The sequence below is a fragment of the Deinococcus puniceus genome, assembly GCF_001644565.1.
Classification (GTDB): Bacteria; Deinococcota; Deinococci; order Deinococcales; family Deinococcaceae; genus Deinococcus; species Deinococcus puniceus.
Genome location: NZ_CP011387.1, coordinates 1,345,658 through 1,369,690, shown reverse-complemented (window position 1 = coordinate 1,369,690; position 24,033 = coordinate 1,345,658). Strand labels below are relative to the sequence as shown.

23 protein-coding genes are annotated in these 24,033 nt (G+C 63.8%); 13 read left to right on the top strand and 10 right to left on the bottom strand.

Translation table 11 applies throughout. The annotated features are described in order from the left end of the window. Positions 1 to 7: 7 nt before the first annotated feature. Positions 8 to 787, bottom strand: a complete 780-nt coding sequence (locus SU48_RS06255) for a methyltransferase domain-containing protein (protein WP_064014503.1) — start codon at positions 785 to 787, stop codon at positions 8 to 10. 144 nt (positions 788 to 931) lie between these two features. Here SU48_RS06255 and SU48_RS06250 point away from each other — a divergent pair, with 144 nt between their 5' ends. The 8 genes from SU48_RS06250 to SU48_RS06215 all read left to right on the top strand — a co-directional run bounded on the left by SU48_RS06250 (position 932) and on the right by SU48_RS06215 (position 8,142). Next, positions 932 to 1,864 carry an HpcH/HpaI aldolase/citrate lyase family protein gene (locus SU48_RS06250; RefSeq protein ID WP_064014502.1) on the top strand — a complete coding sequence of 311 codons (933 nt, stop codon included), beginning with the start codon at positions 932 to 934 and terminating at the stop codon, positions 1,862 to 1,864. Further along, entirely contained in the window at positions 1,857 to 2,330 is a 474-nt protein-coding gene (locus SU48_RS06245) for a MaoC family dehydratase (protein ID WP_064014501.1), read from the top strand. Before SU48_RS06250 ends, SU48_RS06245 begins: the two co-directional genes overlap by 8 nt. Positions 2,331 to 2,730: 400 nt before the next feature. After that, the gene (locus tag SU48_RS06240) at positions 2,731 to 3,342 is read left to right on the top strand and encodes an NADPH-dependent FMN reductase (RefSeq protein WP_064014500.1); all 612 of its coding nucleotides are present in this window, start codon (positions 2,731 to 2,733) and stop codon (positions 3,340 to 3,342) included. Next, positions 3,339 to 4,109: an RluA family pseudouridine synthase gene (locus SU48_RS06235; RefSeq protein WP_064014499.1), complete on the top strand. Its 771-nt coding sequence runs from the start codon at positions 3,339 to 3,341 to the stop codon at positions 4,107 to 4,109. The genes SU48_RS06240 and SU48_RS06235 overlap by 4 nt, the downstream gene beginning before the upstream one ends. A 133-nt stretch (positions 4,110 to 4,242) precedes the next feature. After that, positions 4,243 to 5,121: an alpha/beta fold hydrolase gene (locus tag SU48_RS06230; RefSeq protein WP_064014498.1), complete on the top strand. Its 879-nt coding sequence runs from the start codon at positions 4,243 to 4,245 to the stop codon at positions 5,119 to 5,121. A gap of 309 nt (positions 5,122 to 5,430) precedes the next feature. After that, positions 5,431 to 5,940, top strand: a complete 510-nt coding sequence (locus SU48_RS06225) for an SHOCT domain-containing protein (RefSeq protein WP_064014497.1) — start codon at positions 5,431 to 5,433, stop codon at positions 5,938 to 5,940. A 209-nt stretch (positions 5,941 to 6,149) separates the two neighbouring features. Then, positions 6,150 to 6,827: a response regulator gene (locus SU48_RS06220; protein WP_064014496.1), complete on the top strand. Its 678-nt coding sequence runs from the start codon at positions 6,150 to 6,152 to the stop codon at positions 6,825 to 6,827. A 7-nt stretch (positions 6,828 to 6,834) separates the two neighbouring features. After that, positions 6,835 to 8,142, top strand: a complete 1,308-nt coding sequence (locus SU48_RS06215) for an ATP-binding protein (RefSeq protein WP_231881699.1) — start codon at positions 6,835 to 6,837, stop codon at positions 8,140 to 8,142. Positions 8,143 to 8,152: 10 nt separating this feature from the next. Here the strand turns inward: SU48_RS06215 and SU48_RS06210 are convergent, their stop codons facing one another. Together SU48_RS06210 and SU48_RS06205 are read right to left on the bottom strand one after the other, a co-directional pair. Then, entirely contained in the window at positions 8,153 to 9,736 is a 1,584-nt protein-coding gene (locus tag SU48_RS06210; RefSeq protein WP_064014494.1) for an Rqc2 family fibronectin-binding protein, read from the bottom strand. A gap of 311 nt (positions 9,737 to 10,047) precedes the next feature. Next, positions 10,048 to 12,642, bottom strand: coding sequence for a BamA/OMP85 family outer membrane protein (locus SU48_RS06205; protein ID WP_064014493.1), 2,595 nt, complete (start codon positions 12,640 to 12,642; stop codon positions 10,048 to 10,050). Between the two features lie 290 nt (positions 12,643 to 12,932). On the opposite strand from SU48_RS06205, the gene SU48_RS06200 reads away from it, so the two are divergent. From SU48_RS06200 to SU48_RS06190, 3 genes are all read left to right on the top strand, one after another. Further along, positions 12,933 to 13,586, top strand: a complete 654-nt coding sequence (locus SU48_RS06200; protein ID WP_064014492.1) for a YggS family pyridoxal phosphate-dependent enzyme — start codon at positions 12,933 to 12,935, stop codon at positions 13,584 to 13,586. A gap of 31 nt (positions 13,587 to 13,617) precedes the next feature. Then, entirely contained in the window at positions 13,618 to 14,394 is a 777-nt protein-coding gene (locus tag SU48_RS06195) for a DivIVA domain-containing protein (RefSeq protein ID WP_064014491.1), read from the top strand. A gap of 148 nt (positions 14,395 to 14,542) precedes the next feature. Further along, a complete protein-coding gene (locus SU48_RS06190; RefSeq protein WP_082869694.1) occupies positions 14,543 to 15,799 on the top strand; it encodes a cytochrome P450 in 1,257 nt (418 codons plus the stop codon). Here SU48_RS06190 and SU48_RS06185 read toward each other — a convergent pair. The 3 genes from SU48_RS06185 to SU48_RS06175 all read right to left on the bottom strand — a co-directional run bounded on the left by SU48_RS06185 (position 15,759) and on the right by SU48_RS06175 (position 17,594). Continuing rightward, complete coding sequence (locus SU48_RS06185; protein WP_064014490.1) at positions 15,759 to 16,487, bottom strand: hypothetical protein; 729 nt, start codon at positions 16,485 to 16,487, stop codon at positions 15,759 to 15,761. The two genes, SU48_RS06190 and SU48_RS06185, sit on opposite strands and share 41 nt — an antisense overlap. Then, positions 16,484 to 17,269, bottom strand: coding sequence for an alpha/beta hydrolase (locus tag SU48_RS06180; protein WP_064014489.1), 786 nt, complete (start codon positions 17,267 to 17,269; stop codon positions 16,484 to 16,486). Before SU48_RS06180 ends, SU48_RS06185 begins: the two co-directional genes overlap by 4 nt. Positions 17,270 to 17,390: 121 nt before the next feature. Then, positions 17,391 to 17,594, bottom strand: coding sequence for a helix-turn-helix domain-containing protein (locus tag SU48_RS06175; protein ID WP_064014488.1), 204 nt, complete (start codon positions 17,592 to 17,594; stop codon positions 17,391 to 17,393). A gap of 361 nt (positions 17,595 to 17,955) precedes the next feature. On the opposite strand from SU48_RS06175, the gene SU48_RS06170 reads away from it, so the two are divergent. Continuing rightward, on the top strand, positions 17,956 to 18,729 hold the full coding sequence (locus tag SU48_RS06170) for a DUF554 domain-containing protein (protein ID WP_064014487.1): 774 nt from the start codon (positions 17,956 to 17,958) through the stop codon (positions 18,727 to 18,729). 207 nt (positions 18,730 to 18,936) lie between these two features. On the opposite strand, the gene SU48_RS06165 is transcribed toward SU48_RS06170, so the two are convergent. After that, a complete protein-coding gene (locus SU48_RS06165) occupies positions 18,937 to 19,347 on the bottom strand; it encodes a hypothetical protein (protein ID WP_064014486.1) in 411 nt (136 codons plus the stop codon). Positions 19,348 to 19,600: 253 nt separating this feature from the next. Here SU48_RS06165 and SU48_RS06160 point away from each other — a divergent pair, with 253 nt between their 5' ends. Then, positions 19,601 to 20,875, top strand: coding sequence for a DUF4384 domain-containing protein (locus tag SU48_RS06160; RefSeq protein ID WP_064014485.1), 1,275 nt, complete (start codon positions 19,601 to 19,603; stop codon positions 20,873 to 20,875). Positions 20,876 to 21,287: 412 nt separating this feature from the next. Here the strand turns inward: SU48_RS06160 and nspC are convergent, their stop codons facing one another. From nspC to rpe, 3 genes are all read right to left on the bottom strand, one after another. Beyond that, positions 21,288 to 22,508: a carboxynorspermidine decarboxylase gene (nspC, locus tag SU48_RS06155; RefSeq protein WP_064014484.1), complete on the bottom strand. Its 1,221-nt coding sequence runs from the start codon at positions 22,506 to 22,508 to the stop codon at positions 21,288 to 21,290. An 81-nt stretch (positions 22,509 to 22,589) separates the two neighbouring features. After that, positions 22,590 to 23,315, bottom strand: a complete 726-nt coding sequence (locus tag SU48_RS06150) for a 2-phosphosulfolactate phosphatase (protein ID WP_064014483.1) — start codon at positions 23,313 to 23,315, stop codon at positions 22,590 to 22,592. Then, the gene (rpe, locus tag SU48_RS06145) at positions 23,312 to 24,004 is read right to left on the bottom strand and encodes a ribulose-phosphate 3-epimerase (protein WP_064014482.1); all 693 of its coding nucleotides are present in this window, start codon (positions 24,002 to 24,004) and stop codon (positions 23,312 to 23,314) included. The genes SU48_RS06150 and rpe overlap by 4 nt, the downstream gene beginning before the upstream one ends. Positions 24,005 to 24,033 lie beyond the last annotated feature (29 nt).

Sequence of the window (24,033 nt, the reverse complement as noted above, 5' to 3'; positions counted from 1 at the left end):
GTCAGGGTTAACCCGAACGCTGCGCCACCACGAAGACCCGCCGGAAGGGGAAAGGCGTGCCGTACTGCTGAGCCGGATAAGCCCGCGCCAGTTCCGCCCCGTATTCTGCCAAAAATTCAGCACTGTCAGCATCATCAAGCTGCGCCAGCACAGGCCGCAGCGCCGTTCCTTTCACCCATTCCAACACCGCGTTTCCGCCCTCTGTTGTGGGAAGGAGATGCAAATAGGTGGTCTCCCACGCATTGACCGAGAAGCCGAGCGGGGCCAGAAGCGCGGCGTATTCGGCAGGGCCAAACGCGCCCAAGGTGGCCTTGTCGCGGGATTCGGCCTGAAGCTTTGCCCAGCGCGGACGGGTCACTACTTCGGCCAGTAGGGTATGACTGGGCGCGTCGAAATTGCCCGGCACCTGAAAGGCGAACACACCGCCCGCCGCCACGAATCCGGCCAGACGCGGAATGAGTTGGGCGTGACCGTCCACCCATTGCAAGGCCGCGTTGCTGATCAGCAAATCCAGCGGCGCGGCGGGCTGCCACTGGCGCAAGTCGGCCTGCCGAAAGGTCAGATTCGAGCGAGCGTAAGCAGCGCCCTTGCTGAGCATTTCCGCGCTGCTGTCGAGGCCCAGCACGTCTGCTCCCGGCCAGCGTTCGGCCAAAGCAGCGGTCAGGTGGCCCGTACCGCAGCCCAAGTCGGCCACCGTGTTTGGCTGCCCCTGCACCTGTGCCAGCAGGTCAAAAAAGGGCCGATCCCGCTCCTGCTGAAACTGAAGGTATTGCTGCGGATTCCACATGGCCTGAGCTTAGGATTCTGGGCGAGAAGGCATGTGTACTACGCTGGAGACAACACAAGTCTGACCGCTGCCAGTTATCTTGCGCCGTAAACTATCCACCATGCTCAACTCAACGAACGTTTGTTCTTCTGTCGTGGAAATCCCATGAATCCGGCGCTGACCCGCCCCCGCAGCGTGCTGTTCGCGCCCGGCAACCGCGCCGATCTCATGGCGAAACTGCCCCGCAGCACCCCCGACGCCGTAGTGCTTGATCTTGAAGACGCCGTACCCAACACACCGGAAGCCAAGGCCGAGGCCCGGATTATCACGCGGGATGCGGCGCGGGAGTTGGTGGCGGCCCACCCCAAGCTGAATGTGTTCGTGCGGATCAACGCGCCCCACTCGCCTTATTTTGCCGATGACCTGCACGCTCTGACGCCCGAACTGGCAGGCGTGGTGGTGCCCAAACTGGAATCGGGAGCCGATACTCTGGCGGTGGCGGCGGCATTGGCGGGGCGCGGGCTGAGCTTGCCCATCATGGCGGGGCTGGAAACCGCTTTGGGCGTGTGGCACGCGCACGACATCATGGCCGTGCCTGCGGTGGCGTGGGCCTACTTCGGGGCGGAGGACTACACCACCGACTTAGGCGGCACGCGGCTGTCGGAGCCGTCTGGAACGCCCAATTTGGGAGTGCCTAATTTGGAAGTCTTGTATGCCCGCTCACGGGTGGCGCTGGCGGCACGGGTGGCAGGCGTTCCGGCGCTGGACATCGTGGTGACGCGCCTGAACGACGACGCGGCCTTTCTGGTGGACGCCGCGCAGGGCAGAGCATTGGGCTACGCGGGCAAACTGTGCATTCATCCGGCGCAAGTGGCCTTATCTCACAGCACTTTTGGCCCCACCCCAGCCGACACTGCCCGCGCCCGCCGCCTGCTGGACGCCGCCCACGCCGCTGCCGAAGCTGGACGGGGCGTCATAACCTTCGAGGGCCAGATGATCGACGAACCGATGCTGGCTAAAGCGAGGGCTTTAATCGCACAGGCCGACGCTGAGTCTGCGCAAGCGGAAGTTGGGGCAGAATCAGGCCACCATGAATGAAGACCTGAACCGTCCTCAAGGCCGATATTTCGAGGAACTGACCCCCGGCACCCTGATTCGGCACCGCGTCACGCGCACCATTACCGAGGCCGACAACGTGTTTTTTACGACGATGACGATGAATCCGCAGCCGCTCCACTTGGATCACGAGTACGCGGCGGGCACGGAATTCGGGCGGCCCCTCGTCAACAGCCTGCTGACGCTGAGCCTGCTGGTGGGCCTGAGCGTGCATGAGCTGACGCTGGGCACTTTGGTTGCCAATCTGGGCCTGACCGACGTGGTGTTTCCGCGTCCGGTGTTTCACGGAGACACCATCCACGCCGAGTCAGAGGTTCTGGAAGCCCGCGCCAGTGGCAGCCGCCCCGACGCCGGAATCGTGACGGTAGAACACCGGGCCATGAACCAGCGGGGCGAAGTGGTGGCGCGGTGCAAACGGACGGCGTTGATGCAGCGGAAGGGCGTTTGAGGGTTTAGGCCTACGAAGCTCAGCGACGTGTAAGGGCGTCTAAGGGTCTAGGGTCTGAGGGTCTCAGGAAGGGCAAAGGCAATCGCTGGCGCTCATTCACCCCCTCAGCTTCGCAGCTCTGCGAGTCCCCAGACCTCCCCCCTCTCCTGCGGAGCTGTACCAGCCAAAGCGGAGGGAGCCAAACCAAGCTCTTTTGTCTTGCCCTTCGCCCTCGCCCCTTGTGGGACTTGTAAAGCTCGAAGAGAGGGGCGCTACGCCAGTAGCGGGGTGAGGGGGACACCCAGTAACCGTCCCCGCCCCAACACCTTAGACCCTCGACCCTTAGACACAGCACCCGTAGACCCGCCCCCGCCACCCCAACCAACACGCCCGGACGCCGCCCCCTGCTACCCTGCCTCTAATGTCCGTCCCGTCTTTCCCCCCTTCCCGCCCGCTGAACTTCACGCTGATTTCCACCAGCCTTGACCCCGACAGCCGCAGTGCTTGGATGATCGGGCTGGCGGCGGCACAGCTTTGGCAGCAAGGCCACGCCGTCACGCAGCTCGATTTGCGCGAAACGCCCCTGCCGATGTTCGACAATGCCAGTAGTTACACGCATCCCAACGCGGCGCTGTATCACGCGGCCATTGCGGGGGCCGATGGCGTGCTGCTGGGCGTTCCCGTGTACAACTGGGGGATTGGGGCGGGGGCCAAATCATTGGTAGAGCTGACGGGCAGCACCGACGAAGCGCGTGGGCTGCACGGCGCGTGGTTCGACAAGCCCGTTACGTTTCTGGTGTCGGGCGGGCTGGCACACGGCTACCTCAGTCACGGCGCGTTTGCCTTTGGCCTGATGGTGGACTTCAAATGCGTGGTGAACCCGCATTTCGTGTATGCCACCGGCGCGGAGTGGGCCGCAGATGGCGCTCCCGGCGAATGGCTGGCAACGCGGCTGGCCCGCACGGTAGACCGGGCCGTGGATTTGTCGGCACGCTTAGCAGACCGTCCATACAAGAGCGTCTGGGAAGTATGACCGCGCCCCTGCTCACCTCCACCGAAAAGCCCCGCATCGTCGTCGAGCATCCTGATTTTTATGTGATTCACAAGCCCGCGCTGTGGCTGACGCATGCGGTGCGGGCGCGGGTAGAAGTGCCCGATGTGCTGACCTATATGCAGGCGGCCACTGGTGAAAGCATGCTCGCGCCGCCGCACCGCCTTGACCGCGAAACCAGCGGGGCGCAACTGCTGACCCGGGATACCGACGCTGCCCGCAAATTTTTTACGCTGTTCAAAACGCATCTGGTGGGCAAAACCTACCTTGCCATCGTACACGGCACGCCCGATTGGGAACGGCGAACGTTGGACGCCCCGCTGGGCGAACTGGGGCTGGGAGGCCGAAATAAAATCGTGATTCGGCAGGGGGTGATCCCCGACGGACGGCCCGCCATCACCGATTTCCGGGTGGTGGGGCAGCGCGGCGGCCACAGCCTGATCGAAGCCTATCCGCGTTCGGGGCGACTGCACCAGATCCGGGCGCACCTGTCCCATCTGGGCCTGCCGATGGTGGGCGACAAAATCTATGGCCGCGATCCAGACGCCTTTTTGGAGTTTATGGAAACCGGTCAAACGCCAGAGCTGACGGCACGGCTAGGGCTGGCCCGACAAGCCTTGCACGCAGCCCGCATCGCCTTTCCGTGGGATGGAGCGCAGTTCAGCGCCGACGTCCCGCTGGCCGCCGCCTTGCAGGCCTACTGGAATGGGCTGCCCAACTCCGGCTCTAAATCATTTGACATCGAATAACCCTCTGGACAGCTTGACCTTCACTTGAGGAGGTGTGAAGCGGGCATTGGGTGGGGCAACAGGCTTCCTTGAACCTCGGCAATAGGCGTGGGGAGCAGTTCTAGAGTGCGTCCATACCAACGGAGGTACTCCTATGAACCGGAAGATCAAAACCATGCTCGCGTTAACGACTGCCCTTGCCATTGCTGCCCCCGCCGGAGCGCAGACGATTCCTGACCGGGGAACCGTGAACGTAAATGGGGCAAAAGTGTTTTACAAAGCCACCGGGAGCGGCCAACCTCTGATCCTGATTCACGGCTACCCCCTCAGCGGCGAACTGTTCAAGAACAACCGCGCTGCTCTGGCTCAAAACTTCCGCGTGATTACGGTAGACCTGCCCGGATTCGGCGGCAGCACCACTCCCAGCCGAACCGCCAGCATCGAGAATTACGCCACCACCATGCTGGCTTTTATGGACGCCGTGAAGATAGACAAAGCGATTGTGGGCGGCATGAGCATGGGCGGCATGACGCTGCTGCAAATGTACAAACAGGCCCCCGAACGCTTCAAGGGCCTGATTTTTATTGACACCACCGCCGACGCCGCCGCACCCGCCGAGGCTGGCAACTGGCGCGGCACCGCCCAGCAAGCCGAAATGATGGGCGTGTCCAGCCTCGTGCCTGCCCTGCTGCCCCGCATGCTGACGGGCAAGAGCCGCATGGAAATGCCCAATCAGGTGGAATTCCTGAGCAACTTGGTCAAGCAGGCCAGCCTAAACGGAGCCATCGGTGGGGCCAATGCACTGGCCGCCCGCCCCGACGCCAACCCCATTTTGCCCACCATCGGCGTGCCCACACTGCTGGTGTTTGGCGTAGAAGACAACGTGACACCTATAGAGCTGGCGATGAAGATGCAAAAAGGCATCGTGGGCAGCAAGCTGGTGCTGATTCCCGGTGCAGGGCACGCCGCCACCTTTGAGAAGGCCGCTGCCGCCTCTGCCGCGATGCTGGACTGGGCCAAGACCATTCGCTAAAAGAGTTGTGCTGGAAGGGCTGGGGTGCTGAGGCGCTCTGGCTCTTTTTTGGTTGAGGTTGCGTGTAAACCCCCCCCCGTTGCTGGCGCAACGCCCCCCCTTAGAGGGGAGGACTAAAGCTATTGCGCTCCCCTTTAAGGGGGGCTGGCCCGCAGGGACTGGGGGGTTTACACGCAGCCCCAATTCACACCGCATTCACATTCGCTCCGCCTGCCGTTCACGCGCTCAGCCGTACCTTCTATGTACGCAAGGGGATAGGCCCCACGCACCGCACAGAAGGACGCGCACAGGCGCACAGGAGCAACCCACATGGACGTCATCATCAACAACGCTACGCCCGCACAAATCACCGCACAGCCCGCCCAGACCTACGCCCCCATTCAAGGCGTGCCTTACGGCTACGGCCCCCAGTTTGCCCCCTACCGAGACCACGATGGCCCCGGCTTCGGCTTCTTCGCCTTGCTGGGCCTCGGCATCTTCTTGTTTGCCAAAGCCCGCCGCAAGCGCCAGATGTGGCGGCACCGCATGGGCAGAAACGGGATGGGCATGGGTGGCCCGCAGGCCCTAGCCGGAGCGGGCGCAGACTGGGGCAAGCCCGACATGGACAAGTCCGAAATGGCCGACGAATGGCGCGAGAACTTCCGGCGCGGCAAGCAGAAGTTTTTCAGCGACGGCGCACTGAGTATTGCCCGCGAACGCTACGCCAAGGGCGAAATCAACGCCGACGAGTACCAGCAGCTCACCAAAACCCTGATGGGCGACGGCGGCGCGGCAGACAAAGGGGCCGATTCTAAGGCCGATGCAGATAAGCTGATCTGAGGACGACGGGCGGGGCAAGGAGACGGAGCGCAACAGGTCTAAGGGGCGAGGGTCTAAGGGTCTAAGAACCCAAAGGCCCTTGGCCCCTCTAGGCTGAGGGGATTCAATGAGCCCCAGCGATTGCCCTTGCCCTTCTTAGACCCTTGACGCTTAGACCCTTAGACCGCCCCCAAGTACACTGCCTTCACACGCCGCAAAGGAGCCGCCCCATGTCGAGCACCATATTGATCGTCGAAGATGAAGTGCGGCTGGCCGACATTTTGGAGGAATACTTGCGGCGGGAGGGCTTTCATACCGAACGGGCAGCGACGGGGCCGCGTGCGCTGGAACTGTGGCGTTCGGCGCGGCCTGCCCTCATGCTGCTTGACCTGATGCTGCCGGGCATGGACGGCCTAGAAGTGGCGCGGCGGGTGCGGGCCGAGTCAAACTTACCTATCATCATGCTCACGGCGCGGGACGAGGAAGTAGACCGACTGGTGGGGCTGGGTATCGGCGCAGACGACTACGTGGTCAAACCGTACAGCCCGCGTGAAGTGGTGGCGCGGGTGCGGGCCGTGCTGCGGCGGGCCGGGGGCGGCGTGGACGCGCCTACACTGCTGCACGCTGGCCCCCTCAGTGTAGACACGGCGGCCTTTGAAGTCCGGTTGGACGGCACGCCGCTGGAAGTCACGGTGGCCGAAGTGCGCTTGCTGGCAGCGTTGGCGCGGGAACCGGGCGTGGTCAGGTCTCGCACGGAACTGTTGGCGGCGCTGGGCGGCTTAGACCGGGGCACCGACGAGCGGGCCGTAGATGCCCACGTGAAGAATCTGCGGCGCAAGCTTGGGGAACGCGAACACTTGCTGGACACCGTGCGCGGCGTGGGCTACCGCCTGAAATCGGAAGGGTAGGCGGAGCATGAGGCGTGAGGAACAGCAGACCACACAGCAACGCGGGCCGGATGGGTTACAGATGCAGCGCCACCCGGTTCGGATGCGCCCACGCGACTGGGACAAACAGAAGGCCAAAAAACGCCGACGCAATAAAAGCGGACTCCGCGCCCGACTCACCCGCAGTTTTGCGATGGTGGCGGTGCTGGCTGTCATGCTGACCACCTTTGCCACCGTAGACGCGGCCTTCAAGGTCATCGCCAAGCTGAATCCGGAACTGGGCCTGATGTCGGCAGATCAGGGCGGCGATCCCATCGGGTTCGAGTGGTCTTGGCCCGAAGTTGACCCGGCCACCGCCACAACTGGCCTGGCCGATGCAGAGGCTTCCACGCTGGCCCAGCGGCGGGAACTCGTTCGCGAGGCATCCGCCGAAATCACGCGGAGTGCCGTCAGGTCTGCGTTTTTAAGTGCGCTGCTGGCGGTGATCGTGGCGGCCCTCGTTACGCGGCAATTGACCCGGCCACTGGGGAGGCTGGTGGTGGGCGCACAGCGGCTTCAAGCAGGAGAGCGCGACTTGCAATTGCCCGTGCCGCGCCGCCAAGACGAACTGCGTGACCTGACGGCGGCGTTTAATGACTTGACCACCAGCCTTGCCCGCCAAGAAGCATGGCGGCGCGGCCTGATTGCCGACGTGGCCCACGATCTCCGCACCCCGTTGGCTGTGTTGCGCTCTGAAATAGAAGCCATGCAGGACGGCGTGCAGCCCACCGACGCCGCCGCCCTGACCCGGTTGCACAGCGAAGTCTTGTTGCTGGCCCGGCTGGTAACCGACCTGCGCCTGCTGTCTCTGGCCGAAAGCGGGGCGCTGAGCCTGAAACCCGCACCGCTGGACGGGGGCCACATGCTGCACGCGCTGGCCGATGCTTACGCCACCCGTGCGGCGGGCGCGGGCATAGCGCTGGAGGTGGTGGCCCCGCGCCCTGCCCCGCTGCTGGCCGATCCTGACCGCCTGACCCAGACCCTCCGCAACATTCTGGACAACGCCCTGCGGTACGCCGCGCCCGGCGCAGTCACCCTCAGCGCCGTGCAGGACGGGCCACACACCCGCCTGACCATCCGCGATCATGGCCCCGGCTTTCGCCCCGATGACCTGTCGCGGGCCTTCGAACGTTTTTACCGGGCCGATGCCAGCCGCACCCGCGATCCGCAGGGCCGCGCCAGCAGCGGCTTGGGCCTTGCCATCGCCCGCGCCCTCACCGAAGCACAAGGGGGGCAGATCGAGGCACGCAATCATCCGGGGGGAGGCGCGGAGTTTACATTGACTTTTCCGACGTGACGGGTTTGACCTACCCCCCTTCCGGCATCGTCCCTTCCACCCACACCGTCTTCTGATCGGTGTAATGCACCTGTCCGGCGGGCGCACCTTTGGGCCGCCACACGTACTTGATGCGGGTGTAATCCACCGCTACATTGCCGCCGCCACGTGCTTTGCTGTGTGCGGCGGCGAGGCGGGCGGCATACAGAATGTCGGGCAAATCCAGTTCGCGCCCGCCACTTCTGACCAACACATGGCTGCCGGGGTAGCCCTGCACATGAAACCAGAAATCCATGCTGCGGCCCAGGCGGTGCGTCAGGGCGGCGTTTTCTTTGTTGTTGCGGCCAATCAGGACTTCCAGGCCGCTGGGGGTGGTGTAGCGCGAACCGTAGGGGCTGCGTTCGGGTTTTTCGCTTTGCAGGGTGGCGCTCAGGGCTTCCAACTCTTCCAGCGACGCGCCGTCCAATTGGGCCACCCGCTCCTGTGCGGCTTCAAGCTCGGCCCGCAATACGGGTTCGCGTTCGGCCAAGCGTTCGTACACATCCTCGCGGCGGCGGGCGCGGGTGTAGCGTTTTTCGGCGTTTTGCACGGCACTCAGTTGGGGTTCAAGGGCCACTGGAACCTCACCGCTGCCATCAAAAGCGGGCAGCAGGGCGCTGGCGGTACCTACTGGCACGGTATGGGCATAAGCCATCAGCAGGTCGGCCTCGGTGCGGTCTTGGGCGGCCACCTCCAGCCCAGCTTCAGCGCGGGTCACGTCGGCCAGTTGATGGGTCAGCAGGGTCACGCGCTTGTCCAGCGGTTCGCGCAACACCTTGCGAAGGGCCGCTGCCTTGTCGCTGCGTGCCGCCTCGCGTGCGCCGTCCTGCATCACGCCCTCGCTGACGGTAGGATCGGCCACGATAGAGGCCAGCGCTGCCAACGCTCCTGCCAACCCCTGTTCACCGGGAGCCTGATTCAGCGGCAAGTCGGCGCGGCGGGCCAGTTCTGCACCCAACAGCAGGCCCAAGCCGTCTATCTTGTCTCGCCATTTGCCGATGGGCACAGCGACTAAACTCGCGGCATCTTCGGGCGACAGGGCACGCGGATCAAGTTTTTGGTACGGAGGCGGCGGCGTATACGTGCCCCCAGTCCGTACCGTGCGGAAGCGGTTGCGGCTGTTGGTGATCTCGCGGGCGGCCAGCACGATCCGGCCCTCAAACGGCTGTCTCACTTGGGTCTGTCCCTCTTCTGGCATGGCGTCCAGCACCAGCAGGTTGGCATTGCGGCCCGTGACTTCAAAGAGCAGGCGGCTGGGCACCTGATCGACAAAGCCCGATTCGCCCGAAAAATGCAGCACCAGCACGCGGTCTAGTTTCAGTTGCTCTGCGCCCAACAAGTCGCCACGCACACGGTTCGCCAAAAAGCGCTGAAAGCCGTTGCGGGGATCGCCGCGCAAGCGTTCTTTGCTGATGAATACCACTGGCTGCGGCGGGCGATACGACAGCACCAGATTGCCCACACCTTCCAATAGGAGGGCCGCCGTCGTTTCGTCGGGAAAGGCCCAGCCCAGCGTCCTCAACGGCAAGTTGGGCGCAAGCTCACGCAGCACCCGCGCCAGCATCAGCCCTTCCATTGGGGGCACCTCCAGCGGTACGGCAGGCAAAAAAAGACCGGGGAAAGAATCATGGGGGCCATGCTAGCGCCCAGCACGCGGGGAACCTATCGGCAAAGAGGCTGAGTGGGGAAGCGGTGGGGAGGCATGAAAAGAGGCACAAGCCGGAGCCTGTGCCTGATGGAATTGGCGTTGGAAGGTGAACCCCCCCGTTGCTGTGCAACGCCCCCCCTTGAGGGGAGGACTAAAAGCTATTGCACTCCCCTCAAGGGGGGCTGCCTGCGAACTGGTACAGCTCCGCAGGAGAGCAGACTGGGGGGGGGGGTTGCCGTTTAGAAGAAGTTCCCGATGCGGAAGTAGAACTGGCCTCTGTTGTTCTGGGGGCTGTAACCGTAATCGAAGCGGAGGTTGGCGAGGCGTGCGCCGTTGAACCCTAGGTTGACCTGCACACCCGCGCCGATGCCGTACTTCAGGCTGAAGGGTTCGCTCGAATTCCAAGCGTCGCCCGCGTCGGCAAACAGCACGCCGTAGACGCCCTCGGTCACGGCGGTATTCAGGTTGAAATCGTAACGGTACTCGGTGCTGGCCGTGAAGTAGTTGGCCCCGAACTCCGAGCTGTCGGCAATGCCGCGAATCTGCTTAGAGGCAATCGGGGTGCTGCCGCCACCCACCGAAAAGCCTGTGCCTGCCGGAGTATTGCCAAAAATCGTGCCTGCGTTGGCCCGGACAGCCACCACCGAGCGGGCCGCCGTGTTGCCGTTGCCCTTGTCTATGGTGCCGCCCACGCCGAAGTAGGTGCTGGCCCCGGTTTCCACGTCTGTCCAGTTCACCGGATTGTCGCCGGAACGCCCAAAGGAGTAGGCGGGGTCTAGGTTGGCCCGCACGCCGCTGCTGGGGAATTCGGGGTTGTTGGTGGTGTCGTAGCGCAGGCCTAGGTTCACGCGGGTGGTCAGGTTGGTGGGCGTCAGCAGGGCCTTGGCGGCGTCGTCGGAATAGGTGCTGGCCTCGCTACTTTGCAGCGGCTCTAGGAAGTAGGTGCGGTAGTTCAGGCCCACGCCCGCGCTGATGCCCAAGTTGCGGGTGATGCTGCGGCCCGCCGAGACGCTGAAGCCCGTGGTACGCACGGTGTAGTCACGCAGCGTATCGCCGCTGGTCAGGGCGGTATTCGCCTTGTCGACGAGGGTATTGTTGCCCGCCACACTGGTGCCCACGTTGGCCGAAACACTGGTGCGGTTGGTACGGAAGTCGGCGAAGTCCAGATCGAGCCAGGGGATGGTGTACGACAGGTTGCCGATCAGGTTTTGTCCGGCTTGGTTTTGCTGCGCGCCCACAGTGGCGCTGAAGTTGTGGCCCAGTCCGAACACGTTGGGGTTGCTGTACCCGCCCTCGCCCGCCAGACCCGACACCGTGTCGTAGGCGAGGCCGAGGTTCACCGGGATGCCCGCACTCGCTTCGGCCAGAGTCAGCACATAAGTGATGTTCTCGGGCGTTTGGGGGTCGCTGGTGGCCGATTCGCCCACGATGGTCACGTAGCCCAGACGGCTGATGCTGCCCAGTGCGGTGCGAATTTCCGGCAGAGAGAAAGGACGGTTCACGGCGGGCAGTTCGCGCAGGATCACGCGGTCTTGGGTGCGCTTGTTGCCCTGCCACTTCAGTTCGTAGCCCACGATTTTCACTTCGCGGGTATTGAAGGTCAGGGTGCCGTTTTCGAAGGTCACGGCGTCGCGGGTACTGATTTCGTAGCCTGCCTTGCGGTAGGCGTCGCGCAGGGCCAAGAAATCCTGCTGGGCCAGTTGCGGGCTGTACACGTCGCCCACTTTGGTGCTGATGGCCGCCTGAAGCGTGGCGGTAGGCACCAGCGTATTGCCCGCGAACGCGATGGCTTTCACGGGGCCACTGGCGATATCGGCAGCGCCGAACAGTACGGTCACGCGGGAAGGGTCGGCGGGATCAGGTTGCAGGCCGAAGCCTACCGGCTTGCCCGTTTGGTTAGACAGGGTACGCACATCGGCCTGAATGCCCGCCAGCGTCAGGGGCTGGCCCACTCGGGACTGAAGCGTCACTTTCGGGTCGCCCAGATCGCTGAGGTCAAGAGCGGAAATGCGGCCTTCCAGAGCGCGAATCTTCAGCACGCCGTTCTCTAGGCTGCTGCCCTGCACGTCCGCGCCTGCTTGCAGGTATCCGGCGTCGTCGTAGGCCTGCTGAAGCTGCTGAATGGCCGCAAAGTAGGCGGCAGGCGTAAAGCGCTTGGCGTCGAACAGGGGCTTGAAGATAGCGGTGACGGTGGCGGCGGGCAGCAGCGACACGTTTTCCACTTCCACACGGGTGATCGGCGCGGTTTCGTCCACGACAAAGGTCAGGGCCACCGTGTTGTCGGCGTTCACCTTCTGGGTCACGCTGATGCTGGGCGCAAAGGGGTAGCCTTCGCTGCTGTAGTTCTGCGCCAGCGCTTCCTTGGCCTGATCGATGCGTTGAGAGTTCAGCGTTGCGCCGGGGGCCACGTTCAGCAGGTCGGCCACGCTGGCCTTGAAGCCGTCGGCGGGCAGGAAGGTCAGGCCGGTGGTTTCCACAGTAGAGATGGTGGGGTTGGGCGTCACGGTAATGGAGAGCGTGTCGCGCCCGCCCACGGTGCGGAGTTCGGCCACCGCAGACTTGAAATAGCCGCTGGCAACCACTTCTTGCTCTACCTGACGCAGATTGACGCTGGACAGGGCCGCGCCGGGCTGCACGGTCAGGGTGGCCCGCAGGAAGTTGGCGAGCAGTTCGGTGGTGCCCGCTACCGTGATGTCCTGCACGGTTCCGGCCCGTTGGGTGGGTGCAGTTGGGGCGGGGGTTTGGCTCGGTGTGGCGGGCGCTTGTTGGGCCTGCGCCAGTGCCGGAGCAGCCAGCAGCAGTGTGGTCACGGCAAGGGTCATGGGGTGTCGCATTCTTCTCCTAGTGTCGCACAGGCCCGCTAGAGTCCGCCCCGAACAATGAGAATCCTCTGAACAGATCGTTCAGAACATCTCTCGTTGCCGTGGGGCATCGGCCTGACGACGCACTGAGCTACACCTTCCCGGTTGCGGCCCTGAGAAGCGTGAAGATTCCTTGACGGGAAGATCAGAGAAGCGGGGCAACTGCACCCGCCGGGACGAAGCAGGCTTGAGCGGGCGGCCCGAACAGGCCAGAATACGCGTGTGAAACAAATGAAGTTGAAGTTCACCCGGTCAGGAAGGGCATGAGCGTTCCAGAAGTGCTGGCCCATCTGCGGGCGCTGGAGGCCGAAACCGGACGGCAACCGGGCAGCGTGCGCCTCGTGGCCGTGACCAAAGGGCAGCCGCCGGAAGCTATTCGGGAGCGGGTGCTGGCTTACGGCGAACACGCGCTGGGAGAGGGCCGCGCTCAGGAACTCCGCGACAAGGCGGCGCTGATGACCGGGCCAGAGATAGAGTGGCCCAGAATTGAATGGCACTTCATCGGCACGTTGCAGCGCAACAAAATCAAGTACCTGAAACCCGTGACGCTGGTACACGGCATAGAGGAAGTCTGGCAGGCCGAGGCCATCGCGCAGGCGGCGCAGGGCTGGGGCCGCGCTCCCGATCTGCTGCTGCAACTTCATAATGGAGAGGAACAGAAACACGGTGTCAGGCCGGAGCAATTGCGCGACGTTTACCATCAGGTGATGCACACTGGACTGAAGGTACGCGGCCTGATGGTGATGGCCCCGGACGACGCCGACGAGGGGGCCACCCTGCGGCTGTTTGAAGACACGGCCCGCCGCGCCCATGACCTTGGCCTGCCGGAACTCAGCATGGGCATGAGCAGCGATTATCCGTTGGCCGTGCGGGCCGGAGCCACATTGGTTCGGGTGGGCAGGCGGTTATTTCTATGACAGGTTTACTCTCTATGATGAGGCTACACCTATGAAACTTTCACCCCTCGATATCCGTCACCATGAGTTTCCGGGCAAATTCGGGGGCTATGACCGCCCCAGCGTGCGTCAGTTCCTGACCGATGTGGCCGAGGAATTAGAAGAATTGTTGCAGGAACGTCAGGCCATGCAGGAGCGCACGCAGGAGCTGGAACGGCGCATAGAAGAGATGAAGACCCAAGAAGACGAGATTCGCCGGACGCTGGTGGCCGCCGAACGCATGGGCCATGACCTGCGCGAGACGGCGGCCCGTGAAAGCGAGGTGATCTTGGCGCAGGCCAACGTATTCCGCGACGCCATTCACAACGACGCGCAGGCCCGCAGCACCGAACTGGAAGCTGCCCACCAGAGCCGCATCAGTGCGCTGGAACTGGCCTTCCGGGGGCGCTTTGCCGATTTGGAGAGGGAACAGCATCAACTGATCTTGGAGCGCGAGCGGGCACAGGCCGAACGAATGGCCGATCTGGAACGCATCTTCTCGGATCGGCACAGCGACCTGACGGCGCGGCTGGCGAGCGCCCGGCAGGAATACGCCCAGTTTCTCAGCGGCTACCGCGCCCTCGTGTCGTCTTTTGGAGAACTTTCGGCCCGCCACATCCTGCCCGAAGAATCGGCCCCGCTGGAGCGCCCGACACTGCCCACGACGCCGCTGCCGACCATCGAACCCGGCCTGCCCGAACTGCCTGCCGCACCGGAAGCGCGGGGGCCGGACGTGCAAGGGCCAGACGCACAGGTGCCGCCGCGCATAGAGGAGCAGCAGTTTCTGTAAGGGGCGGGGAAGGGCGTCTTGGTGTCGAAGGTCTAAGAAAGCAATTGCTGGCGCTCAGTCATGCCCTGTGTTGGCGCATAGGGAGGCTGCGGCACAAAGACCCAGCAAACACCCCCCCATATACCTCACACCCGCTACCCTGACACCCATGCCCCTGCCCACATTGGCGCTCCCGCTCACCGACGCCGGATTCGTGCGCGACCCGTACCCCCTGCTGGCCGAGGTGCGCGAGCAGACGCCCGCCTTCCGTGACCCGCACCTGAACCGCGTGTTCCTGACCCGGCACGCCGACATTTCGGCGGTGCTGAGGGACAAACGCTTTGGCCGCAGCGTGCTGCACCGCTATTCCCGTGACGAGTTGGGCTGGCCCCTGCCCGACCCCAAGCAGGCCCATTTTGACGCCTTCAACAGCAACCATATGCTGGACAGCGAGGGCGAAAAACACGCCCGCCTGCGTTCGTTGGTGGGGATGGCTTTTACTCCCCGGCGTGTGGAAAGCCTGACGGGGCGCATAGAAACGCTGCTGGCCGCGCAACTGGAAGGACTGCGGGAAGGCGGGGCGTTCGATCTGGTGTCGGCCTACGCGGAGCCGCTGCCCGTGACCGTGATCGCCGAACTGTTGGGCGTGCCGGAAGCGGAGCGCGGCGGCCTGCGCCCTTGGTCTGCGGCCATCGTGCGGCTGTACGAACCCACCCACACGCCGGAAGATCAGGCGGGGGCAGAGCGGGCCGTGCTGGAATTCGGGGCTTTGCTACGCGATCTGGCTGCCCAGCGCCGCCGCGAACCGCAGGACGATCTGATTACCGCGCTGGTGCAGGCCGAACAAGACGGTGACCGCCTGACCGAGCAAGAACTGATCGACACCTGCATTTTGCTGCTGAACGCGGGCCATGAGGCCAGTGTGAACGGCCTCTCGGCGGGGGTGCTGGCGCTGCTCAGAGACCAAGAAGCGGGCGGCAGCCTCTGGCAAACGCTGGTGCAGGCCGCCCCACACGTGGAAAGCCTCCCCCTCTTCCGGCGGGCCATAGAAGAACTGTTGCGCTATGACACACCGCTGCCCCTGTTCGAGCGGTTTGCGCTGGAAGACACCGTACTGCACGGCGAATCTCTGAAAGCGGGCGACAAGGTGGCGCTGCTGTACGCCAGCGGCAACCGCGACCCCCGGCGCTTCGACGCCCCCGACAGCCTGAACCTGAACCGCGACCCGAATCCGCACCTGACCTTCGGGCTGGGCAGCCACTATTGTCTGGGTGCGCCGCTGGCCCGGCTGGAACTGGCCCTGAGCCTGCGTGCCCTATGCCGCGCCTTGCCGGGGCTGCGTCTGGCCGATGCTGCCGCGCCCGCCGAGTATGTGGGGGGCTTCGTTATTCGCGGGCTAGCGCGGCTGGACGTGGTGGCAGACTAAACGGCAAAAGCCAGCGCTCGTCTAATTCACCTGCTGAGGCTTCAGCGTAAGCCCCCTCTGGTTGCCCCAACGCCAAGAGCGCCACCACACGGGCCGGACTGCGCGGCGCAGCGCGGGCGAGGGCTTTCTCGGCGGTGCGGCGGGCTTTTTCGGCTCCCCCCACGGCGGCCTGTACGTGCGCCAACACCGCCAGCAAATGCGCGTCGGCGGCCTCGCCTGCCATCTCCGCCACCTTCAAACCTTCGGCCAATGTTCTCAGGGCGGCGCGGGGATCGGTGGGCAGCAGGAGTTCTCCCAGCAACGTCGCGGCGGCGACAAGTGCGGCGGCATCACCCTCCGCACGGGCCAGAGCGCGGGCATGGGTGGCCTGTGCCCTAGCTTGGCCCACAGCATCAGCCTGATTTTCCAGCGCCAGCAACCGGGCCAGAAGCAGGGCCACACGGGGCGAATCAGGCAGCGGGGAGAGGGTTTCACGGGCCGCTTCGGTGTGACCCAATCGCAGCAGGGCCGCCGCACGGGTCAGAGAATCTGCGGCCCACTGCGCCGCCAGACTGGGCCGCCCCACATGCAGCGCCAATGCCGCGCAGGCTTGGGCTTCGGCTGGGGCGGGCTGGAAACCGGACAACAGGGCCAAGGCCGCCGCGTCATCACCCACATTCACCGCTGCTTGCAGTGCGGCCAGCGTCACGCCTCTCCCCCATTGGCACAAGTCCAAAAAGCATCCAGCACGGCGGGAAGGTGGGAGGCCCAAGTGTTTTCGTGGTGAATCCCACCGGGTAGAATACTGAGTGTCGCCTGTGCCCCCGCTCCCACCAACGCTGCGTGCAGGGCGCGAGTTTCGGCCACCTGCGCCGCGCTGCCCTCCTGCACCCGGCCCTCCTGATCGCCTGTGCTGACGGCGTAGTGCTGCTCCGAATGCAAGGAAATCGCGGCGACATCACGCAATACGGCGCGGTCTGCCCACCACATGCTGGGCGACAGCACCCCCAGAAAGCCGAAGGTGTGCGGCTGCTGCATGCCGCCGTACAGCGCCAGCAATCCGCCGAGGCTGCTGCCGATCAGGGCCGTACCTGCCGCGTCGGTTCGGGTATCGTAGCGGGATTCGATCAGGGGTTTGAGGGTGTGGGTCAGGCGGGCTAACGTGGCCGCACCGTCTCCGCCGCCGTGTTCCGGGTCTGGCTGCATGGTGTATTCGGCAATCCGGTCTGCGCCGTGTGGAACGGCCACCAACACCAGTCGCTTGCCCTGCGCGGCCAACGCCGAGGCCGCCTCCACTCCTTTCCAAGACCCCGGCCAGCCCCGCTCCGGTACGTCTTCGTCTCGCAAGAACACGTTTTGGCCGTCCAGCAAATAGGCGACGGGCAACCGCTCGGACGGCTGGAAGTCAGGCGGCGTCCAGATCAGGGCGTGATCGAACCCGCCCGCACCAACAGGCAGGGGCAGCACTTCGGGCAGAGGAAGGGGCGACATCGTCGGGCCAGAATAGCCGCGCAGATGGACGCCGCCCCTCAATAGAGTTTTTTGGAACGTTCGGCTACAAATTCAAGGCGCAGGTTAGACGGCCCCTACGCCTCGGTCACCACTGAACCTGTTAGGCGCTCAGGGCCAGATCCAGTCCCAAGAACCGCCACAGGGCGCGGCGCGACACCCGCAGGCCGCTCGGATGTTCCAGCGCCACCAATCGTCCGTCCCGAATCCAGCGGCGCACGGTGCGCTCGTGGGTACTCGTAAAGTCGGCCACTTCACTGATCTTCAGGAGCTTGGGCAGGTTCTCGAACTGGTCAGAGAGAGTCAAGGTACGCCTCCAAAAAGCAGGCGGGGCCACTCAGAGGCAGCCCCGCACAACGATGTATGAATTTGAATTCCTGCACGCCTACTTCACCGGAGTCGGCAGCCTCGTTTATCAGGCCCGCCGCGCCGCCCGCGCTCCAACCGCTCCCCTTTATGGGTGCAGTGGGCTTAGGCCCAAGCCAACGAACAGGAATCCGTTTCAACTTGCGGGAACTTTACCACAGGCCATGTCAGGGTCGCGTCAATGTTCAGCGAATTTAAAGGGGCCACCTGATGGGGGCATGGGCGGGGGCCAGCTCAGGCCCTCAGAGGCGTGCTGGAAGTGCCCGGCGACGTCCCGGCCAAATGCTCTACAGTGCAGCCGAATGTCTCTCTTTTCTCAACTGTCCGGCACTTTTATCAACGTGGGCGCGGTGCTGCTGGGCACGCTGCTGGGGCTGCTGCTGGGGGGCCGCTTGCCAGAACGCACCCAGCGCACGCTGCTGCAAACGCTGAGCTTGGTCACGCTGTTTATTGCGCTGGACATGGCGGGCAGCCTGAACCGGGTCACGGGCGGGGCCGTGCCGGGCGTCATTCTGGCGCTGGTCAGCTTGGCGGTGGGCGTGGTTGTGGGCGAAGCACTGGGCATAGAAGAGCGGCTGGCGCAGTTGGGAGACACTCTCAAGCGCAGATTCAAGGGCGGCGGGCGCTTTACCGAAGGCTTCGTGGCGGCCAGTCTGCTGTTTTGCATCGGCCCGATGACGGTGGTGGGCGGCCTTCAAAACGGCTTGACGGGCGACAACTCCACGTATGTCCTTAAAAGCACGCTGGACGGCATCGCGGCCTTGGCCTTGGCGGGCGCTTACGGCATCGGCGTCGGCTTTTCGGCCATCACGGTGCTGCTGCTTCAGGGCGGCCTAAGCCTTGCGGCGGGCGGATTTGCCGCCGGACTGCTGGGCGGGGCCAGTCCAGAGATTTTGAAAACCAACCCCTACGTGCTGCTGATTACGGGCGCGGGCGGCTTGATGATCGCAGGTATTTCTTGGAACCTGATGCTGGCCGGGCTGGGTTGGGAAGACCGCCGCGTGCGTGTGGGCAGCATGTTGCCCGCCCTGCTGATCGCGCCGCTGGTGCTGTGGCTGGCAACTCGGCTGGGATAAGAGTTGGGGTGAAGGTGGTGGGGGTCAGGGGGCGGAAAAGCGTCTTAGAGTCTAGGGTCTAAGCAACAGCGTTCGGTACGTTGGGCGCTGGGCAGAGTAATCCCTCATGGCTTGGCAACGCCCCCATCAGAGGGGAGGACAACTACGCTCCTACGTTCCCATTTGAGGGAGATGTCTGACGTGAACCGACCCTGTGGCAATACTGAATTACCGCGCCGCGCTGACTTCCCCCTTCCACCATCCCCTGACCCACACCCGAAAACCGCTGTATTTGCTTCCTAAACTCTGGCGCACTTTGCGGTCTTTCTCGGCAGACAAGCGGGCAATCTTGGCATTCAGGGCAGTGGCTTCGTCTCGCCCGAAGACTCGGCGGCCAGCTTGGGCTGCTTGTGCCTCGCTGCGGGCTAGGCGGCGAAGTTCGGCGATTTGGGCGGGGGTCAGGCGCAGTTCACTGATCAGGCGTTGCCCATCGGCACGGCCAGAGGGCAGCGCGAATAGCCGCGTGAGGACGGCGCTGCTGGGCCAAGGATCAGCGGGGCGGGTCGCGGCGGCCTGCGCGTGGGCGGGCGTGCCGAGGCCAAGGGCGGCCACAGCCAGCCAGAGATGCAAACGGTTCATGGCAGCAGCCTAACCGCACTTGATGTTGAGCTTCTACAGCGCAGATGTGCAGACCGTCACGTTTGCATCAGGCCCGTCTCATGCGGCGGCCACATGGGGCGATTGGCCTTGAGATCACATTCATAGGCGGCTGGCACACCGTTTAGGGTCGCCGAAGGTCAGTGCTTCGTCAGGTTCACGCCCTACCTTGCCCACACCAGAAGGCCAACCCCAGCGCCCATTCATTCCGCCCACTCATTTCGGAGGTTCCCCCATGAACACCAAAACCATGACCATGATGACCCTACTGCTCGGCCTCGGCGCGGCCACCATTGCCAGTGCCAGCCCCGCCAAAATCAGCGCCCAGAGCATCATCGTGAATCCGGTAGAAACGAAACTGGATGTCCAGGTCTGGGTGAATAAGGACGCCAGCGGCAACCAGAACCCGGTGTACCGCAAGGGTGAAAAAGTCAGCGTGGGCATCAAGACCAACGGCGACGCCTACGTGTACCTGTTCAACGTGAACGCTAACGGTCAAATCGACCTGTTTTTCCCCAACAATTACGAAGAAAGCAACTTCGTACAGGCAGGCGTGACGCGGGTGTTTCCCGCACAGGCCGCCAAATACACCCTGACAGTGGCTGGCCCCAACGGACAAGACCGCCTGTTGGCCCTCGCCAGCAAAAAAGAACTGAATTTGGACGACATTGCCCGCTTCGTAGGCGACGAGGGCTTTGCACAGGTGCGCGTACAGGGGCAGGAAAACTTGGCCCGTGCGCTGAGCATCGTGGTCAATCCGCTGCCCGCCGATGCGTGGGTCACGGACGTTGCGACCTTCCGCGTGGGTGCAGGCGGGCAAGGCGGCAACGGACAAACGGGCGGCACAGGCAACACGGGCGGCGCAACCGGAACCGTAACGGTCACGCCCGGCACTCCTGCTCAGCCCAACCCACAACCCACACCACAACCTCAGCCCACCGCCCAAATTCAGCCCGGACAAAAGCAGGACGGCTCCTTCGATCAGGCGATGGTCGAAGCCTATGACCGCCTCAAGGGCAGCGAGTCTTTGGGCGACGCGACCACCTACGCCGGAGCTTGGGGTGACGGTTTGTGGCAAAAATTCAACGGTGTAGGCGCATACGGAGACGCCGTTTTGCTGCACGCCAACGGCAGCAGCCGCTCCTACGCAGTGCATGGCCGCATTCTGGATCGCTACTTGGCCCTCGCCACCGCCGAAAACGGCGCGACTCGCCCGCCCACGCGCCTCGGCTGGGCGGCAGGCGACGAAAAAGTCATTCCCCGCAATCCCTACGGCACCAACGGCCTGTACGGATTCTTCCAAAACGGCGCACTGTACAGCACCGAAAAATACGGCACCTTCTGGCTGGTGGGCAACGTCCTGAAAACCTATCAGGGCCTCGGCGGCAGCGGCTCGTTCCTCGGCTTTCCCACCCGTGACCAGTACCTCATCGGCGGCGCGTGGGCAGCAGATTTCGAAGGCGGCACGATCCGCACGGTCAACGGTGTGGTGAAGGTCTACCGCAAATAAGGCATTTCGGGCTGAAGGCTGTGCAACTTGCCCGTTGGCCCGACTGACAAGAGAAGGAACCTCCCCCCTGCACTCTCCCGGAACCGGGCAGGACTGATTGCCAATGCCCCACACTCGGCGTCCCCTGTTCGGTCACCCTTCTCCCGTTTTTCCGGTAGCTCCGAACCGCCGGAACGGGTCTGAATGACGGCGCTGGCGCGGGCTGAACACCCCGCCTCGGCACAGGCTCTCCGCCCCTCATAAGCAGTAGAACAGCACCCGCGTTGAGATCAGAAGACGCGCCCGCACCGGAAGTGGTGTCGGGCGCTTTTCTGTGGGATGGCCCGTTGAGATCGGGGCGTCTAAGGGTCTAGGGTCAAAGGGTCTGAGGTAGGGCGAAAGCTTTATACCCGTGCGGCCAATTACTGCCGCTTCAGCTCAGTTTCGCCTTGAATTCTTCGTAGCCAAACGTCTTGACCACTTCGTAGCGCCCGCCTTCCCGCAAAATGCCGATGTCGGGGTGCTTGACGCCGTTGAAGAATGACGTTTTGACCATCGTGTAGTGAATCATATCGTCGAAGACCACGCGGTCACCCACCTTCAGCGCGTATGGGAAGGCGTATTCCCCGATCACGTCGCCCGCTAAGCAAGTCGTGCCGCCGATGATGTATTCCTGCCCCAGACCATCAGCAGTGGCGTGGCCGGGATCGCCTGCACCCAGAATGCGGGGGCGGTAGGGCATTTCCAACACATCGGGCATATGGGCGCTGACCGAAATATCGAGCAGGGCGGCCTGTTTCACGTTCTGTACCACGTCCAGCACGCTGCTGACCAGCCAACCCGTTTGCCAGCCAAAGGCGCTGCCGGGTTCCAAGATCACGTGCAGCCCGTAGCGTTCGCGGAAGGAGCGGATCACGCGGATGAGGCGGGGGATGTCATAGCCTTCGCGGGTCATCAGGTGGCCGCCGCCAAAGTTGACCCATTTCATGCGCGGCAGGAATTCGCCAAATTTTTCCTCGAAGGCTTCCAGCGTGCGCTCTAGCGTGCCAGAGTCGTTTTCGCAGAGGCTATGAAAATGCAGGCCGTCTACACCGTCCAGCAGGTCTTCGCGGAACTCGCGGCGGGTGACGCCTAAGCGGGAAAAGGGGCCAGCCGGGTTGTACAAATCGGTTTCGACTTCGCCGTATTCGTGGTTGACGCGGATGCCCACATGCACCACCTGTCCGGCGGCGCGGGCGGCCTGCACCTGCGGCCTGTAGCGCTCCCACTGCGAAAAGGAATTGAACACCAGATGATCGGCCAGCGCCAAAATCTGGGGAAATTCGCTGTCGCTGTAGGCGGGCGCGTAGACATGCACCTCGCCCTTCATTTCCTCGGACGCCAACCGCGCTTCGTTCAGGCTGCTGGCGGTGGCTCCGGTAATGCCGTATTCGCGCAGCATGGGGAAAGCACTCCACATAGAAAAGCCCTTGAAGGCCACGATGATCTGAGCGCCGCTTTCTTGCTGCACCCGCGAAATCAGGGTCAGGTTGCGCCGCAGCCGCGATTCGTCCAGCACGAAGGCGGGGCTGGGAATGGCCGCCCAGTCCACAGAGTCTACGGGCGTCACGTCAGGCAGGGCAAAGGGCAGGGAGAGGGAATCTGGGGCCGTCATGGGGAACAGGGTAGCGGGTCTGGGGGCGGGGAAGGGTCAGCAGGCCCTCAGTCCTCTTTAGCTCGACACAAGGTTCAACGTTCAGCCCGCCACGAACCGCAGCGCACCAGCCACGTCGCTGCTGTCGGCCAATGTAGGCACCAGCGTACTGGTACTGAGTTGCGCGGCGTAGCGCACGTCTTCGCCTAAGCCGAGGCTGGCGAGCCGCGCTCCGTGTCCGGCACTGCCTAAAGCCTCGATAGGGTTTCCGGCGTTGCGGCGCATGGTCAGAGCGATGCGTGCGCCGTCGTCAATGGTGAATTCGCCCATAGCCAGCAGATATTCGGCCAGTACACCCGCCGCGTACACGTCTTCTAGGCTCACGCGCTCATCGGTTCCGGCGCACACCAGCGCAATTTCCTCGGTGGCAATGGCGCGGGCGCGGCGGGCAGCAGCGTGGGCATTGGTCAGGGCGGCCAGCAAGATGTGCTTGCCCGTTTGGGCGGCGGTGTGGGCGGCTCCGGTGCCGTTGGTGGTGTTCATGACCACCGTTTTGCCCGTAAAGTTCTGCGCCGCTGCTTCTACGGGGCTGTTGCCGAAATCGAAGCCGGGAATAGGCAAGCCGCCGCGTTCGCCGCCCAGCAGCAGGCCAGACTCTGCATTGTCGGAACGCAAATTCAGGGCCACTTCGGGAGAGGAGGTGAGCAGCAAGGCATCCGCGCCGCGCTCCAAATAAGCGACGGCAGTGGTGGTGGCCCGCAGCACGTCGATGACCAGCACCACATCGGGGTAATTGCCGTGTGGCAACAGGTCTACGCGCAGCCTCATACGAGCGCCGCCCGCAGGCGTTCTAGGCCCGCCGCGCCGCCGTCTGACCCAAACACAGCGCTTCCGGCCACCAGCACGGTTGCGCCCGCATCGGCCAGAGCGCGGGCATTGGCCGGGGTCACGCCGCCGTCCACTTCTATTTCGGCGTCGCTGCCCAGTTCATCCAGCCAACGGCGCAAGGTTCGCACCCTCTCTAGGCTGGCTGGAAGGAACTTCTGACCGCCGAAGCCGGGATTCACGCTCATGACCAACACCAGATCCACGTCGGCCAGTACGGGGCGCACAGCCTCCAGCGGCGTGCCGGGGTTGAGGGTCACGCCCGCCCGCTTGCCCAACTCGCGGATAGATTGCAGGGTGCGGTGAATGTGCTGGGTGGCCTCCACATGCACCGTAATTCCGTCGGCCCCCGCTTCGGCAAAGTCGCGCAGATAGCGTTCAGGACGCTCGATCATCAGGTGGACATCCATAAACAGCGGGCTGGCACGCCGTGCCGCCGCCAAAATAGGCAGGCCGAAGCTGATGTTGGGCACGAACGCGCCGTCCATCACGTCCACATGGGCATAATCGGCCCCGGCAATGGCCGACAGTTCCTCTCCCAGCCGCGCAAAATCGCAGGAGAGGATGCTGGGGGCCAGCTTCACAGGACGAGAACCGGAATCAGGAGCGGCAGGTTGGGCGGGAACACTCACGCCGCCTAGTCTAACATTCCTCACGTTGT

What these genes read in the sequence shown, in the direction of transcription:
- SU48_RS06150 (WP_064014483.1), bottom strand. Translation starts at nt 23,315, where the DNA reads ATGAGGCTGCGCGTAGACCTGTTGCCACACGGCAATTACCCCGATGTG.
- SU48_RS06160 (WP_064014485.1), top strand. Translation starts at nt 19,601, where the DNA reads ATGAACACCAAAACCATGACCATGATGACCCTACTGCTCGGCCTCGGC.
- SU48_RS06245 (WP_064014501.1), top strand. Translation starts at nt 1,857, where the DNA reads ATGAATGAAGACCTGAACCGTCCTCAAGGCCGATATTTCGAGGAACTG.
- SU48_RS06180 (WP_064014489.1), bottom strand. Translation starts at nt 17,269, where the DNA reads ATGTCGCCCCTTCCTCTGCCCGAAGTGCTGCCCCTGCCTGTTGGTGCG.
- SU48_RS06170 (WP_064014487.1), top strand. Translation starts at nt 17,956, where the DNA reads ATGTCTCTCTTTTCTCAACTGTCCGGCACTTTTATCAACGTGGGCGCG.
- SU48_RS06250 (WP_064014502.1), top strand. Translation starts at nt 932, where the DNA reads ATGAATCCGGCGCTGACCCGCCCCCGCAGCGTGCTGTTCGCGCCCGGC.
- SU48_RS06195 (WP_064014491.1), top strand. Translation starts at nt 13,618, where the DNA reads ATGAAACTTTCACCCCTCGATATCCGTCACCATGAGTTTCCGGGCAAA.
- SU48_RS06205 (WP_064014493.1), bottom strand. Translation starts at nt 12,642, where the DNA reads ATGCGACACCCCATGACCCTTGCCGTGACCACACTGCTGCTGGCTGCT.
- SU48_RS06235 (WP_064014499.1), top strand. Translation starts at nt 3,339, where the DNA reads ATGACCGCGCCCCTGCTCACCTCCACCGAAAAGCCCCGCATCGTCGTC.
- SU48_RS06240 (WP_064014500.1), top strand. Translation starts at nt 2,731, where the DNA reads ATGTCCGTCCCGTCTTTCCCCCCTTCCCGCCCGCTGAACTTCACGCTG.
- SU48_RS06190 (WP_082869694.1), top strand. Translation starts at nt 14,543, where the DNA reads ATGCCCCTGCCCACATTGGCGCTCCCGCTCACCGACGCCGGATTCGTG.
- SU48_RS06200 (WP_064014492.1), top strand. Translation starts at nt 12,933, where the DNA reads ATGAGCGTTCCAGAAGTGCTGGCCCATCTGCGGGCGCTGGAGGCCGAA.
- SU48_RS06230 (WP_064014498.1), top strand. Translation starts at nt 4,243, where the DNA reads ATGAACCGGAAGATCAAAACCATGCTCGCGTTAACGACTGCCCTTGCC.
- SU48_RS06215 (WP_231881699.1), top strand. Translation starts at nt 6,835, where the DNA reads ATGAGGCGTGAGGAACAGCAGACCACACAGCAACGCGGGCCGGATGGG.
- SU48_RS06225 (WP_064014497.1), top strand. Translation starts at nt 5,431, where the DNA reads ATGGACGTCATCATCAACAACGCTACGCCCGCACAAATCACCGCACAG.
- SU48_RS06210 (WP_064014494.1), bottom strand. Translation starts at nt 9,736, where the DNA reads ATGGAAGGGCTGATGCTGGCGCGGGTGCTGCGTGAGCTTGCGCCCAAC.
- SU48_RS06165 (WP_064014486.1), bottom strand. Translation starts at nt 19,347, where the DNA reads ATGAACCGTTTGCATCTCTGGCTGGCTGTGGCCGCCCTTGGCCTCGGC.
- SU48_RS06220 (WP_064014496.1), top strand. Translation starts at nt 6,150, where the DNA reads ATGTCGAGCACCATATTGATCGTCGAAGATGAAGTGCGGCTGGCCGAC.
- SU48_RS06255 (WP_064014503.1), bottom strand. Translation starts at nt 787, where the DNA reads ATGTGGAATCCGCAGCAATACCTTCAGTTTCAGCAGGAGCGGGATCGG.
- nspC (WP_064014484.1), bottom strand. Translation starts at nt 22,508, where the DNA reads ATGACGGCCCCAGATTCCCTCTCCCTGCCCTTTGCCCTGCCTGACGTG.